The organism is Pelagicoccus sp. SDUM812005 (assembly GCF_031127875.1).
Taxonomy (GTDB): Bacteria; Verrucomicrobiota; Verrucomicrobiia; order Opitutales; family Opitutaceae; genus Pelagicoccus.
The window spans coordinates 64954-79994 of the sequence record NZ_JARXIA010000011.1 but is presented as its reverse complement, the minus strand read 5'-3'; the positions used below and the strand labels follow the sequence as shown (position 1 = coordinate 79994).

The 15041-nt window shown below is 58.1% G+C and carries 11 protein-coding genes; 3 read left to right on the top strand and 8 right to left on the bottom strand.

Annotated elements, in window-relative coordinates:
* Nucleotides 1–5: 5 nt before the first annotated feature.
* Both QEH57_RS13960 and efp read right to left on the bottom strand, forming a co-directional pair.
* The gene (locus QEH57_RS13960) at nucleotides 6–1622 is read right to left on the bottom strand and encodes an ATP-binding protein (protein WP_309007365.1); all 1617 of its coding nucleotides are present in this window, start codon (nucleotides 1620–1622) and stop codon (nucleotides 6–8) included.
* Between the two features lie 148 nt (nucleotides 1623–1770).
* Nucleotides 1771–2331, bottom strand: coding sequence for an elongation factor P (gene efp, locus QEH57_RS13955; protein ID WP_309007364.1), 561 nt, complete (start codon nucleotides 2329–2331; stop codon nucleotides 1771–1773).
* Nucleotides 2332–2593: 262 nt separating this feature from the next.
* Between efp and QEH57_RS13950 the strand changes: the two genes are divergently transcribed.
* On the top strand, nucleotides 2594–3100 hold the full coding sequence (locus QEH57_RS13950) for a hypothetical protein (RefSeq protein ID WP_309007363.1): 507 nt from the start codon (nucleotides 2594–2596) through the stop codon (nucleotides 3098–3100).
* Between the two features lie 15 nt (nucleotides 3101–3115).
* Here QEH57_RS13950 and QEH57_RS13945 read toward each other — a convergent pair whose 3' ends face one another.
* Together QEH57_RS13945 and QEH57_RS13940 are read right to left on the bottom strand one after the other, a co-directional pair.
* Nucleotides 3116–4342: a class I SAM-dependent rRNA methyltransferase gene (locus QEH57_RS13945; RefSeq protein WP_309007362.1), complete on the bottom strand. Its 1227-nt coding sequence runs from the start codon at nucleotides 4340–4342 to the stop codon at nucleotides 3116–3118.
* A 15-nt stretch (nucleotides 4343–4357) separates the two neighbouring features.
* Nucleotides 4358–6073, bottom strand: coding sequence for a chloride channel protein (locus tag QEH57_RS13940; RefSeq protein ID WP_309007361.1), 1716 nt, complete (start codon nucleotides 6071–6073; stop codon nucleotides 4358–4360).
* 286 nt (nucleotides 6074–6359) lie between these two features.
* Between QEH57_RS13940 and QEH57_RS13935 the strand changes: the two genes are divergently transcribed.
* Complete coding sequence (locus QEH57_RS13935) at nucleotides 6360–7061, top strand: lipid-binding SYLF domain-containing protein (protein ID WP_309007360.1); 702 nt, start codon at nucleotides 6360–6362, stop codon at nucleotides 7059–7061.
* An 88-nt stretch (nucleotides 7062–7149) separates the two neighbouring features.
* Here QEH57_RS13935 and QEH57_RS13930 read toward each other — a convergent pair whose 3' ends face one another.
* From QEH57_RS13930 to QEH57_RS13920, 3 genes are all read right to left on the bottom strand, one after another.
* Nucleotides 7150–7914 carry an ABC transporter permease subunit gene (locus QEH57_RS13930; protein WP_309007359.1) on the bottom strand — a complete coding sequence of 255 codons (765 nt, stop codon included), beginning with the start codon at nucleotides 7912–7914 and terminating at the stop codon, nucleotides 7150–7152.
* Nucleotides 7911–8909: an ABC transporter permease gene (locus QEH57_RS13925; RefSeq protein WP_309007358.1), complete on the bottom strand. Its 999-nt coding sequence runs from the start codon at nucleotides 8907–8909 to the stop codon at nucleotides 7911–7913. The genes QEH57_RS13930 and QEH57_RS13925 overlap by 4 nt, the downstream gene beginning before the upstream one ends.
* Before the next feature lie 68 nt (nucleotides 8910–8977).
* Entirely contained in the window at nucleotides 8978–10564 is a 1587-nt protein-coding gene (locus QEH57_RS13920) for an ABC transporter substrate-binding protein (RefSeq protein WP_309007357.1), read from the bottom strand.
* A 91-nt stretch (nucleotides 10565–10655) separates the two neighbouring features.
* Between QEH57_RS13920 and QEH57_RS13915 the strand changes: the two genes are divergently transcribed.
* Nucleotides 10656–11438: a PhzF family phenazine biosynthesis protein gene (locus QEH57_RS13915; RefSeq protein WP_309007356.1), complete on the top strand. Its 783-nt coding sequence runs from the start codon at nucleotides 10656–10658 to the stop codon at nucleotides 11436–11438.
* Between the two features lie 88 nt (nucleotides 11439–11526).
* Here QEH57_RS13915 and QEH57_RS13910 read toward each other — a convergent pair whose 3' ends face one another.
* Nucleotides 11527–14991, bottom strand: coding sequence for a hypothetical protein (locus QEH57_RS13910; RefSeq protein WP_309007355.1), 3465 nt, complete (start codon nucleotides 14989–14991; stop codon nucleotides 11527–11529).
* Between the last annotated feature and the right edge of the window lie 50 nt (nucleotides 14992–15041).

Sequence of the window (15041 nt, the reverse complement as noted above, 5' to 3'; positions counted from 1 at the left end):
AAAGCTCAGGACGAAACCGGCAATTCAACGGTAAAGACGCTGCCCTTCCCCTTCTCGCTCTTAAGCGAGATGGATCCGCCCACGCCGACCAGCAAACGCTTTACGATGGCCAGTCCCAGCCCCGTTCCGCCGAACTCTCGAGTCGTACTATCGTCTTCCTGTACGAAATCTTCGAATACAGCTTCGTGACGGGAGCGATCGATTCCGACGCCCGTATCCTGGATTACAATACGCAAAATCCGAGAGCGGCGACGCTCGCTGTGGAAGGTCTCGAAGGATACGCGCACCTCTCCTTCCTTGGTAAACTTGACCGCGTTGCTCGCAAGGTTCCAAACGACCTGCCGCAATACCAGCGGATCGAGCACAAGCGTCCGGCAATCGGCAGGAACCTCCCCCCAATGCAAGACGATCGACTTTCGCTCGGCCTCTACCTTAAGCAGACCGCGAATCGGATCGAAAATGTCGCTCAAGACCACCTGCTCCGGTCGCGTCGAAAAGCCCCCTTGCTCCAGCTTGCTGAGATTGAGAATATCCGACAGCAAACCGTTAAGGGCCTCCGCCGAACTGATGATCGTGCCAGTCAATTCGCGTTGCTCCTCGTCGAGGTCCTCCATCTCCAGCAGGTGAGCCACTCCGGAGATACCATTGAGCGGAGTGCGGATCTCGTGGCTCATCGTTGCAAGGAAACGCGACTTCGCTCGGCTGACGCTCGCCTCGACCTCCCGGCCCTTCACCAAGCGTAGCACGTAGGCATTCAAAAGGACGCTTATCACGATAACGAGGCCCGCCGCCAACCAAACGAAGAGGTCGATCCACTTCCCGTTCGGGGCTTCCTTCGCCCAGCCCATCTTAGGTCGAGCGCCCAGTTGCCAAGTGCCCGAGAAGAGCTGGATCGGAATTCGCAGGGAGTGATCCAAAAACAACTCCGGATCGCCCCAGAAGACCTCTCCCTGAGCCCCCTTGCCATCCTTGCCTCGGATCGCCGTTTCGATCGACAGCTCTTCGTCGAACACTCCCGCATCTCGCAAGAGCTGGTTCAAGTAGATCGGAGTCGATACGATGCCCCAGAAGCCGGAGCGGTCGTAAACGGGGAAACGCCCGATGACGGCAATCCCGCCCTGCACCAATTCCAAGGGACCTGCGATGACCGGCTCACCGCTATCCTTGACCGCCAGAGCCGCTTGCCGCTGCGTGGGCGTGCGCATGTAGTCGAGCCCGAGAGCCGCCTCATTCCCTTCCATCGGGTAAACGTAACGGATCACCAGATCCGGGGCCGCCGCGATGTTAACCAAGCCGGGCTTCGCGTCGAAGATCGTCGCCGCGAAACGGCTGAACTCCTCCTGCGACATCTCCGGATTGATAGAAATGTAGGCGCCCAGACTCGTGATCAGATAAAAGGAGGACAAGGTTTCCGCCTCGAGGCGGTACCGGATCGCATTCGCCTCCAGCAAAACCGCTTCCTCCTGCAGTTTGACCAGCTTATTCAAATCCGCCCGTCGCATCGCCTGGCGGGTCGCGTTCGATGCCCAGAGGACCCCAATCGCTAAAACTGAGACCGCAGTCCACTGCAATACGCTTCTAACGAAGATCGGTGACTTCGACTGGCTCCGGTTGTAATCCATGGTTTCCTGGGTCGCGACGGAATAAACGATTCCCTCGCGCTCGCGCTAGGCTTCGACCTGCTAGGGAAACTCCTGAAACGAAAAACGCCAACCCTGACGAGCAGACTTGGCGTTTTAAAAGTTTATTTAGGATAGAGAGACAAACTCGCTAGGCCCGGCCTTGGTAGCTCTTGTCCTCAGGGCGGATCTTGATGATCTCGCCTTCCTTGATGAAGATCGGAGTCCGCACCTCGATGCCCGTTTCGAGCACCACTGTTTTCTGCACGTTTCCAGAGGTATCTCCACGAACCGCTTCCGGCGCCTCGATAACCTTCATCTCGATGGAAGACGGAAGCTCCACGCCCAAGGCGTTGCCGTCCACGAAGAAGATCTGGTAGCTCTTGCCTTCGATCAGAAAGTCCTTGGCGTCCCCAACGACCTCCTGGGAAATCTCAATCGTCTCGTAGGTCTCCAGATCCATGAACGCGTACATGTCCCCGTTCGGATAAGAGTACTCCAGATCCTTGATCTCCTTGTGCAATACCTCGTAGGAATCTCCCACGTTCGTGCGGTTGTGGATGACTTTGCCAGTCTTGAGATTCTTGAGCTGCATCTGGCAGAGAGCGGACATGTTTGGCGGAGCAACGATTTTACATTCGATCACCAAGCAGGGCTGCTTCTCGTATTCGATGACGTTTCCGCGGGAGATTTTGTTTACCTTGGTAGCCATAAGGGAAAAAACGAGTGCGCAGCTTCCGCCGTTTGTCGAGACTCTTCGAGAGAGTCAGAACGAACACCTGCGTCACCGTCGCCCCAATTCCCAAACGGAAACCCTTCCCCCTACCGAGAAATCGCGCGCCTGCCCCTGCCTCCCTCTTTTTCACCGCTTATTGTTAAGCGCTCGACAATTCGTCCGAACAATAGAGTACCCCCATCGATCGGCTGGTCTCCGCAAGCCAATCGTTTCCCTCAACCCCTTAAACCCCATCCCCATGATCCTATCAGATCCGACCATGCCGGGCGCCCGCTACCGGAACATCATCGTCGTCAACGAAGAACCATCGATCCACGCGAGCTTCGACCTTTACCTCCAGCCGGACGAAACCGAAATCGCCACCGCTAGCGGCAACGCCGACGAATCGCTCGTCCTCGACTTCGCCGACACTCGAAACTTCAGCATCCTGCACGCCGACGAAGGCAATTCCGCAGTCCAGATCGCCAGCAAGCGAGCCACCGGAAACCGGCCCATCCAAGTCGCCTTTATCGATCTCAAGACCGGAAACCTAGACGGTACCGAGACCATCAAGCTTCTCCAGGAAGCCAACCCAAGAATCATCTTCGCGATCACCAGCAGCAATCCCCCGGAAGCCCTCGAGACGATATCCGACGCGCTCGGGCCCGTCCCCGTGGAGATCGTAGCCAAGCCCCTCGATGGAGAAACCGTCCACCGAGTCGCTGCGAGAATGTGCTGCCGCTGGGAGCAACTTCACGGGCTCTAGGCACGGTTCGATCCACTACCAGACGATCGACCAAATCGCCTTCAGGTAACGGCTCTCCGGACAATTCGACATCACGGGGTGATCCCCGCCCGCGCCCGTCCGGTCCAAAATCTGCAAGCGACGCCCCGCCCGATGGGCCGAGCGAATCGCCATGCTCTCGAACTCCTCAGCCGATAGCTGGCCCGAACAGGAGTAAGTCGCCATCACCCCGCCGGGCTTCACCAAGGTACAAGCCAGCTGGTTCAAGTCCTCGTATTTCTTCATCCCTTCCGCCTGCTGCTCCTTGCTGAAGATCAACTTCGGCGGATCTAGGTTGACCAAGTCCCATTGCCGCCCGTTGCGCTGCATCTGCCGCATGAAGGAAAACGCGTCGCAATGCGTCCAGTTCACGCGGGCCTGCCCGTTCAAATTCGCGTTGCGCTTTCCTTGGGCGATCGCCTTCTCATCAAGGTCCACCGCCGTCACCTCCGACGCGCCGCCGCTCACCGCCGCGTTCAAGGCGAAGCCTCCCGTGTAGCAACAAACGTCGAGCACGTCCTTGCCCTTCGCGAACTCCCCGAAACGCTTTCGGTTGTCGCGCTGGTCGCAAAAGAATCCGGTCTTATGACCATCCCGGAAATCCGCTTCGTAGCGAATCCCATGCTCCTCGAACTTCATGAAGCGGATGTCGTCCGACAGGCTTTCGTCGATGCGAATCCCCTCCAGGTCCGCGATCTTCTGGTCCACTTCCACGATCGCCTCCGTCGCCTCGAGCTTCTCCTTCAAGTAAGGAATCCATTCGGCGAGACGCTGGTACACTCCGTACGAGTGTACTTGAACGCTCAATACGGAACCGAGCTTATCCACCACCAAGCCGCTCAACCCATCCCCATCGGAGTGGATCACCCGATAGGCCTCCGTGCTCGCATCCAAGCCCATCGTACCGCGACGCAGCTCGATCGCTCGGTCGATCAACCCCAGAAAGTCCTCCTCGCCGAAAGCGTCCTCGCCATGCCGGTACATGCGCAAAGGCACGCGAGCCTTACCATTGTACAGCCCCGTTCCAAAGATCTCTCCCTTGCGATCGTAGACCGTTACGATATCGCCCGCGAGCGCATCCGCCGAAACCTTCCCCAGCATCGACTTGTAAATCGTCGGGTGGAAAGTGAATGTCTTTATCTCTACCCAAGGCGTACGCCGCCCTGCAGTTGAGGCCTTCGGCTTATCGCCGCCGCCACGCTTCCAAACGTTTTCCTTCTTCATCTCAAATTCGCTTTGTTAGTCGCCCTTCGTTTCCTGCAAGAACTGCTGCCGCGTAATATCGTGCAAGGTCACCACTCCGACCACGCGTCCCTGGTCCAAGCGGCTGATCACCGGTAGAGCAATCCACTCCGTATTCACAAACTGCTTAGCCGCCTCGCGTATCTTAGTATCTGGATACACCTTAGGGAAGGACTTCGAAATGAAGATGTCCTGCACCTGCTTCTTCGGAGACTCGGCGCTAACAATCTTAACTCCCTTGCGGTGAACCAAACCGACGTAGTGCATCTCGTCGTCAACAACTGGATACACTTTAAAGCCTTCTCCCTTAATCTTCGCCCACGCATCCTCCAGCGACATGTCCGCCCGCAAGGTGTGAACTGTGTTCGTCATGATGGATCCCACAGGCATGTTTTGCCAACCTTGACTCGGACGCAAAATCGGAAACTTGCGCAGATTGATTCCGTCCTGAAGCAACAATGCCTCGTAGATCGGCACTTCCCGCAACTTGGTCGCAATCGCGTAGGAGATCAGGTTCGCGAGCATGATCGGCAGGATCAGGTTATAGTCCCGGGTCAGCTCGAAGATGATAAGGATGGAAGTCACCGGAGCGCGAATCACTCCCGCAAAGAGAGCACCCATTCCCACCAAAGCCAAGACGTGCGGCAACAAACCCGCCTCGTGCGTAGCCATTTCGGCCAACACTCCCACCGCTCCGCCCAACATGGCGCCGATAAAAAGCGTCGGGGCGAAAATCCCCCCCGAACCGCCGCTGGAGTACGAAAAGATCGTAGCCAAAAACTTCCCCACGAACAAAGCCAACAGCACGCCTAAGCCCAAGCTGCCCGCCAAGGCCGAAGAAAGATCCAAGTAACCGATCCCGAACACGCCCATGTGCCCAAGATTCTTATACACCAAAGCCCCGACGCAGCCCGTAAGCAATCCGCCCAAACCCGGCATCATCCAGCTGAAGCGCCCGCGCACCAGCTTCACTCGCTCGCGAGCCCGCAACAGGCATTCCACGAAAACGTGGGAAACGAACCCCGCCAAGACGCCAAGCACCACGCTCATCGCCAAGCTCATGCCCGACATGTGATCCGGGTGGAACGGCACTTGGAACATCGCGTCCGTGCCGAGCAAAGAGCGCTCGATCACCGCCGCGATCACCGCCACCATCACGATCCCCGCGAAGGCCTTGTGCTTCATGTCCCCCATAATCTCCTCGATCGCGAAAACGATCGCCGCCAGAGGCGTGTTGAAAGCCGCCGCGATGCCGCCCGCGCACCCCAAGGGGATCAAGGCCATGATCTGACGCGGAGCCAGTCCGAACCAACGCCCCACCCAAGAGGCGATGGCCGCCGACAAGTGAACCGTCGGCCCCTCCCGCCCGAGGCTCGCTCCCGTGCCGATCGATGCCGTCCCCAACAAAAACTTGCCCAACGCCGCCCGGAAGCGGATCCGTCCAAACTTCAGGAAATAGGCAGCCTTCACCTGAGGGATGCCGCTCCCCGCCGCTTCCGGCGCCCAGTGCTTGATCAGAAAGCCGACCACCAGCCCGCCCAAAGCCGGGAGGAAAATCAAGGCCAGCACTCCCAACCACCCGGGGATCTGGCTCACCCGATAGATCCAATTGTCCTCCGCCCAATGGATGGACTGGTGGAAGGCCACCGCGCTCAGCCCGCTCAAAACGCCGATCAAGATAGCCAAAACGTTGAAACGGCTCCTTTGGCTCAAGGCTAGCCGTTCCATCAGATCCGCGATCCAGCGACGGGATACGCGATAAAAAGATCTATCACTTCGTGACATGCAGGGCGCTAAGAAACCATACCCACGCCTCAAAACAATCCTTTAGTCGCCAAATCCCCCCGCAAGCTGCCTCGAGCCGAGCGACTCCGCCCAGCAAGCCTCCTCCATATCTTCTGTTGCAAAATCCGAGAGCCCCCTCAAATAATCGCTTCCAATCAACGGCAACGCGCTGCAAAAGGAACCTCTTACCCAAGCGCCAATCCTACATATAGTTATGAAGCAAATCAATCGGATCGCACTTGCCTGCCTAGGCTTCGTCCTTTTCGCGGCCTCCACCAACGCCGCCCCCAAGCGCGAAAAACTCGTCGACCGCATCGTCTCCGGCGAATACGTGCTCGAGGAAATCATGGCAGACCCTGCCACCGCCATCCCCGCCGACATCCTGCAAGACGCCCAAGGCATCATCTTCACCCTCAACTACCGCGGCGGATTCATGATCGGCGGCCACGCCGGCAACGGCATCCTCATCGCCAAGAACCCCATCACCCAAGAATGGGGCGTCCCCGCCTTCGTTCGCACCGGCGGCGCCAACATCGGACTCCAGCTCGGCGTCAAGGAATTCGACGCCGTCTACGTCATCATGGACCTCGACACCGTGCGCAAGGCCTACACCGGACGCTTCGATTTCGGGGCCGATGCCGCTGCCGTGGCCGGACCGCTCGCCAGCTCCCGCGAATCGCGCTCCAGCATCGACTACAAGAACGCCAAGATCCTCGTCTACTCCAACAAAAAGGGCCTCTTCGCAGGCGTCGCCGTGAAGGCCGGCTGGGTCTCCCCCGACAACCGAGCCACCCAGTCCTTCTACAACACCGACTACAACATGCCCGAGATCGTGCTCAGCGACTGGTTCGAGCTCCCCCCCGAAGCCAACGCCCTGCTCCAACGCCTCAACTACTACACCGGCGGCGGACGCTAAGACTTCGCTTCGACCCTCAAACTTTCACCAGCCCATCCCGAAACGGATGGGCTTTTTCGTCTTCCCTAACGCGAATGCCCAGCAACCGCTACCGCAACAGCTGCACCATCCCTAGCACCGAACACAGAGCCACTCCCGGCCAAATCACGAAAGCCGGACTGTTCAGCAGCAACTTCTGCCCCTCCCTCAACAAAGTCCCCAGCTCCGCCCAGTTCGGATCCCCCGCAAGCCCCAGAAACGTCAAGGCGCTAAGCTCCAGCAAAGCGAAAGCGAAAACCAGCTTCCACAGCCCCAACAGCTGCGGCCACAAATTCGGCCAAATCGTAAACCAAAACCGATGCCAAACCGAGCCGCCCACCGCCCGGCTCGCTTCCACGTAGGCCGTGGCATTGAGCTCGCTCCACAGCACTCGCAACTGCCGAAATCCGAACGGCACCCCCGCCACCCCGATCGCAATGGTCAAGGCCGCCGCGCCTCGCTCCATAAAGGTCACCACCAACAGCCCCACGAAGATCGCCGGCATCGCGATGCCAAACGAAACCAAGCCCCGCACCGACTTCCCCACCGCCGCTCCGCCCAGCCGCTCCAAGCCAAGCAGCAAAGCCGAAACCAGCAAGGCCGCCGCGCTGCCCAGAAAAGCGAACAGGATCGAGTTCCCGGCCCCTCGCCAAATCCGGCTCAAGTAGTCTTGCCCCAGACGATCCACCCCCAACCAATGCGCCCCGCTCGAGCCGCTGATCCGCAAATCGAAAAACGCCTGCTCGTAAGGATCGTAAGGCGTCCAAAGCGTGCCCAGCAAAAGCGCCGCCAGAGCTCCTAGCACCACTCCGTTGATCCAGCGCCCCTCCCTCATGCGTCGCCCCCCTTCCTCGGATCGAGACGCAGCACCACCAAGTCCGACACGAAGGCAACCATGACCACCAAAAGCACCAAGAAGGTCAGAAGGTTCTGAGCCACGAAAACATCACGCTCCAAAATCGCGGTCACCAGATAACGCCCGATCCCCGGCCAGGAAAAAACCGTCTCGGTCAAAAACGCGCCGCCCAAAAGCGCCCCAAACGAAGTGCCGATCACCGTGATCGTCGGTCCCGCCGAAACCCGTAGCAAATGCTTCCACAAGATTCGTGCCGTTCCGAATCCCCGCGAACGCAAGGCCACGATAAAGGCCTGCAGCTCCGGCTCCTGCAAGCGAGCCCAAGTCACCGAGGCCACGCTCGCCGCCGGAAAGACCGACAAGCACAAGGCCGGCAAGGCGATATACCGAACGCCCACCCCGAATGCCGTCAAGTCGCCCGCCAACAACGTATCCAGAAAAAGGAACCCCGTCACCCGATCCGGCTGGATCGCTGCCATATCGAACCGTCCGCCCATCGGAAACCAACCCAACCACAGCGAACCGACCACCAAAAGCAAAATCCCGATCCAAAAAATGGGTACGACCAAGCCGATCGCACCAATAGCGTTCGCCAAGCGAGCCACCCAAGGATGCGTCCCCAACGCTCCCGTCAACGCCACGCTCAATCCCACCAATACCCCAATGGCCATCGCGCATAGGCTCAATTCCAAGGTCGCCGGCATAAACGCCCGAAAATCCTCCGTAGTGGCTCGGGCACTACTCAAGCTCTTTCCCCAATCCCCCGAAACGAAACGCTTTTGAGACAACAGGAAGCGCTCGACGAAAGTGCGATCCAGACCGAGCCGCTCACGCTCCAGCGCCACCCGCTCCGCATCCACCATCTTGCCAAAGCGCAGAGCGACGGGATCTCCTGGAATCGCATCGATCGCCGCAAAGATCGCCAAGCTCGCAAAAAAGTAGAGAGCCAGGAAGAAAGGAATTTTTCTGAGCAAAGCCACCGACACGCCTGAAACTACTACCCCCTCCCCCGCCTTACACGATTCCGAAAACGCTCCGCCGGCTACTTCGCTCTCGGGCGCACTTCGCTCAGGCGCAGGTCGCCGATCTTCTGCAACCTGAAGCCCTCGAATTGAGAACTCAGCACCACGATATTGTCGCCGTGGCAGAGCGGCACCAACGGCACGTCCCGCTTCCAAAGGGCCAAAGCCTTCTCGTACAGTCGAGCCCGCTCCTCCGGCTCGATGGCCCTGCGGGCCGACAAAAGCAACTCATCCATCTCCGGATTGCGATAAAAGCTATAGTTGGTCGCCGTCCCCTTTTCCGCAGCCCAGCTCCCGAAAAAGACGCTCAGGAAATTGTCCGTATCGCCATTGTCCCCCACCCAGCCGATCAAGGCCGTTTCGAAGTCCCCGTTGCGCAGCCGGTCGAGCTGCGTCTTGAAGTCCAACGCCACTACCTTGGCCGGAATCCCGATAGCCTCGATCTGCGACTTCACGAAAGTCGCTGCCGTGACCGGATCGGGCAGGTACGGACGCGGAGCATTCATCACCAAAATCTCCAAAGGCTTTTCCTCGAACGAACGCTTAAAAGGCGCCGCTAAGCGACGCGCCGCCTCCAAATCGTAAACCTTTGCGTCCTCAATATCTGGATACCCAAGAAACCCTTTGGGCAAAGGATAGCTCGCCGGACGTCCCGCCCCCTCCAAGGCCACCGTAGCGAAAGCCTCCTTGTCGATTCCCAGAGCGATCGCCCGCCGCAAGTCCAAGTGGCTCAAGCGCTCGCGATCAAGGTTCAAGGCCATATAGCCCACGTTCAGTCCCGCATCTTCGTACACCGTTAGGGACGGGTCCTCCTTCAATGCCGCCACCTCGGTCGGCTGAAGCCCGTCCATGCCATGGATCGCTCCCGACTTCAGCTGCAGCAAGCGAGTCGTATTGTCCGGCACCACCTTGAGCACCAATCGCTCGAAGGCCGGCTCTTCCGCCCAATAGTCGGGATTTCGCTCCAAGATAATCGCCTCGTTACGGCGCCACTCCAACAAGCGATAAGGTCCCGTGCCGATCGGGTTCCGCTGCATCTCGCTTCCATACCGCTCCAAGGATTTCGGACTGATCAACCAAGCCGGGAAAATAGCGAGCGAGCGGAGCATGGCTGCGTTCGCCTGCGAAAGCCGAATCTCCAGCACCATCGGTTCGACCGCCTCCACCGCGACCACGTCCTGGTACAGGTAGCTCCAGTAAGAAAAGGCCGCCTCTGGCAGGTGAGCCGGATGCGCTTCGTCCATCTGCCGTTGGAAAGAATAAGCGGCCGCTTCCGCGTCGAGCGGCGTCCCATCGTGAAAGCGTACTCCCTCTCGGATATTGAAACGATAAACCAATCCGTCAGGAGATACTGAATACGATTCCGCTAACCACGGTTCGATTTCCAAGGTCCCGCTTTTGAAGCGAACCAAGCCCTCGCAAATTTGCGTCAAGGTGTTCACCGACTCGCCATCGTCGATATCCGCCGGATCCAGCTTCTGAGCGTCGCTTCCGCGAGCGAAAATGAAAACCTTCGGAGCCTCTCCGCCGGATTGCGACTTGGGGCCGCATCCCACCAAAACGATTCCAGATACGAGCAACAACAGGACAACAAGTCTCTTAACCATTGCCTCCATCCAAGCAGTTTAAGCCCCCAACGCAACCTTCTTGACCTCCGGTCAGGCGCCTCCTTCGCTGTAAGACGCAATCCGCTCCAACATGAAACTGCCGCTCATCACCGTAAACGCCTTCGCCTCCCAACCCTTCTCCGGCAACCCCGCTGCCGTCACCCTGCTCGACGACTGGCTCGAGGACGCCACCCTCCAAGCCATCGCCGCTCAAAACAATATCGCCGAAACTGCCTTCCTTCTAAAAACCGGGCCCGGCGCCTACAAGATTCGCTGGTTCACCCCCGCCGTCGAAGTCCCCCTCTGCGGACACGCAACCCTCGCCAGCGCCTTCGCCCTACGCGAACGCTTCGGCGAGAACTCTCTTCGCATCACCTTCGAATCGAAAAGCGGCCCGCTTGCGGTCGACTGCGACGGAAATTCCTATACCCTCGACTTCCCCTCGCAACCTCCCCAAGCGGCTCCCACTCCCAACTGGTTCCTAAACGCCTTCGGCGCCCATCCCATCGAGTTCCACCAATCGGCCTTCTCCCTCGCCCTCTTCCCATCCCAAGAGATCGTGGCCGCCCTCGAGCCCGATTTCGCCCTGCTCTCGAAAACCAAAGGCTCAAACGTCATCGTATCCGCCCCGGGAGAACAACACGACTTCATCTCCCGCTTCTTCGCGCCCGCAGACGGGATAAACGAAGACCCGGTCACCGGCTCCGCCCACTGCATCCTGACGCCCTACTGGGCCAAGCGACTAGGAAAGACCACCCTGCGGGCCCGCCAAATCAGTCCCCGAGGCGGCGAGCTCCGCTGCCAATTGGCCGGCGACCGCGTCTTGATTAGCGGCCAAGCCCAACTCTACAGCGAAGCCACGATCCATATTTAGGATACAAGCCGCCGCAGCCCCCGAAAAAACGCCAGCTTCGAAAAGCTGGCGTTCGTTCCAAATAAGCTAATTCTCAGCAGCCGGTGCCCTAACCGTGCAAGCTTGGATCCGCGCCAATGCAACCTTCCAGGTTTTTCCGGTACTCCGGAGAACGGAAGGTTTCCAAACGTCGGGCGATCGCTGACTGGATCTTTTCCGCCTTGATCCGCTCGGCCATGCCGGTGTTGCGATCCGAGGCGAGGTAGTCCTTCAGGTAGGCCGCGTGACGTTCCCAAAGCGCGATGTCCACCTTCTGCTTCGTATCGAGGCGCGCCTTGTACCAGTCGCTCTCGATCATCGCTTCGTACGTGAACAACTTGCGGAAGGCCTCGTCCTGGTAGCTCATGCCCTCGAACTCGCCATACGCCATCACGTGCAAGAGCGCCTTGAGCGGAGGACAAGCATCATCGATAGATCCATCCGCGAAGTAGTTGAGAGCTACGCTGCGCTGCGTTTCCACGATGTTCTTGATGCCGTCCACATAGGCGTCCATCGACTGCAACTCTGGCTTGAGCACGAATTCCGGAAAGACAGAGCGCGGGTTGGAGAACACGCGACCGCCAATCGATTGGACGAAATCGCTAGTAATGCGATATCCCAAACGACTGGCCTCGACCTTCTCTCCTTCGTATTCGAAATCCTCGCACGCTTCCAAAAATCCCTTCTTGATCAAGTACCTGGACTTGCGCTCTTCCGGACGCATGCGACTCCAGAGCTCAGGCACGAGCAAGCTGATGTCGTGGTCGACGCGGAAGTTCGGTCCCACGCAACCCGCCGACGAGATGAAGCACTCGTACCCCGTTACGATGAAGGACACCAAAGCATTGTTCAGATCGACGATCGGCAGCAGCGCATTGAACGGCCCCTTCGTCAGCGCCCCTTCCGAGCCTGCGCCCGTAGTCGATGGGGACTTGCCCGTGAGACTCGCCACGAAATCCATGAACGCTTCCGGAAGCTCCTGGAAGTGAACCGGACCGAATGGAGCCAAAGCGCGGATGCCATCCGCGGGAGGGTTGTTGCGACGCCCGGGCAACACGCAGTTTACCGGGAAGTGCACCGTATCCTCTTTTTCAAGACGACGGTACAAGCGCGCCCCCACCTCCGCTACGTAAACGCTCTGCTCGTCCTCCAGATCGAGACGATTCTGCAAGTAGCGGGGATTCTTCGTGAACACGCCGTCCACCAAACGCGGATGGGAGGAGTCGATCGCATAGTCCGGCTCTGTGCCCTTGTTGAAGTCGGACAAGACCTTCTGCATTGGCTCGGTGAATTGACCGAAGCGAATCGCGTCCTTCGCAAGCTCGCGCGTTGTCGCGCGATCAAGCGGCTCATAGTTCGAAAAGAACATGTTTTCGCGAGCAAAATCCCGTTCCGTCGTTTTGTCGTAACCGCGATGGATCGCTTCGTCCGGACGCTGGAAGAGGCGATACTCGCAGTTCACGATGAACTTGAGCGAGGAATAACCGACCGCTCCCTTGTCGAGCCCCTTCAAATGCTTGGCTGGAACCACCACCGAAGAAGAGATATCGTCTTCCGTTTGAATTTTCGAAGCTGGGTAGAAGTCCTTGCGCAAACTGAACACGCGCCAAGAACCGTCCTCCTCGAAACCGACACGAAGGTACTGCGAAATCAGCTTCTGGTCGCGGTACTTAAGCTCGTTTCCAGGAGCGCCGTTAACGATATCGACACTGAAACGGTCACGCCAACCAGCCCCCCAGTCTTCCTTATAGAAACGCTTTACCACCAGCACGATGTCGATGACGTAGCCCGGAATCCCCTTCAACCATTCATTGTATTCATCTGTGAATACAGACGATGGCGACAGGAGCTGAATCACAGACCCTAGCGAACGCTTCATGCTCAGCAGCGGACGATCATCCGTTTTGTCAGGGCTCTTGAAACGCGTGCTGTAGTCCTTGCTTACGATTGCTTCGACTTGGTCGAAATCCTTTTTCAGATCCGCGGTGAAGACCGGTCCCGCTACGATAGCATCCGTAAGGAGCTTCGAAATTTCCGACTTTCCGCCGCCCGATACCGTACAAGGCTTATGGCAGTAGGTTCCCACCGCGCTAGTGCCGAGCAAGCGCCAACGACGCCCTGCCATCGGCTGCTTCATCTGCACCTTATAACCTCCGGGCAAGATGTAAGTACAGTCCGGCTGCAGCTGCAATTGACGCGTTTCCCCGTTCACTTCCCAGCTGATCCGCTGGTCTTGCAGACGAAACACCGCTCGTTGCGGAATGTAGTAAATACTTGGATACTTTTTATCGACGGCGTAGCCCTCGGGCTTCACATCGATACGGTCGCCCAAGCGAGCAACCACTTCATCGAAAGTATGCTCCTCGTAGTTCTTCGACTTCTGGAGCTGAAACTCCTCGCCGAGATCGTAACTGGCGAACGCCAAGGCGCCACCCGCATGCTCTTCCTCCACGTTGCCTAGCAGATTCGACGCATAGGAGATCTGCGTCTTAACCTCCTTCTTGCAATAGCCGAAGTAGTTGTCGGCGATCAAAGTCACCACCACTCCGCGACTGTCGCGCGAAGTGATCTTGAAGGCGCCGCCATCGTTGTAGAGTTCGTCTTCCGACTCGTAGCACATCCCGTCGCGCTTCTGGCGCTCCGTCGCTTCCGAGACGTGAGGCAACCCGAGATCCTTCTTCTTGCAGCGGATCAAATGCGGAGCCAAAATCACACAACCAGTGTGTCCCGACCAATGCTTCACGTCCAGGCCAGCGTCGTTTTCGGACAGGAACGGATCCCCAGCGTTGCCAAAGATCGACTCTACGAAATCGAGGTTGCTCGTCATATTGCCCGGGGCAAAGAAACGAACTTCCATGCGCTTCTCCTCCGTCACGCCGGGAACTTCCGGCTGAACGATCGGACGCAGCATGATGGAGACGAAAGTGCGAGCCTTCTCCTCCTGGTTCGCCGTAAACGGCAACTCCAACAAGCCCTCCGGCGGCTGCAGTGCCACTTCGAGAAGCTTCGCGAAAGTCTTCAGAGGCACCTGCTTCTTATCGAAAGGTACCGGCAAGCCGCCTTCAGTCACGTGGAAAACTCCCTTTGTAGTGCGACGGTCACTACGAGGATTATGGCAAACGCCCTGCTTTACACGGAAGCTGCTAATAATGTCGGACTCGAACTTGTCCGAATCCGGCGGGATCGACAAGGCACGCGCCATGCCATGGCGTTCCAAAACGAGATTATTGGAAGGCAGCCATACACGATGCTCCAGTCCCAAAGGCTCGAAAAGAGATTCCAAATAATCCTGCACGCGCTGGTCCGCCGGACAGAGGTAGTCCTTGAGCAAGCGATTCTTCTCCTCGACGCTCTTCAAGAGAGAGTCTCCGAGCTTCAAGAGGGGAAAATCCTCGGCATTGCCGAAGATGGGCAACCCGCGAGAGCGCAACTTCAAGTTCAAGTATTCCACTTGATTCTTGGCGTCGAAGACATTCTCGCAGGTGTTCGGATCGAATCCGATTTGTGTTACTAGGTCGGTACTTTGCGTATCCATTTTGGTTTCTCTTTCGGGTTAGCCAGCACATTTTAGACGGCTGGCAGTTT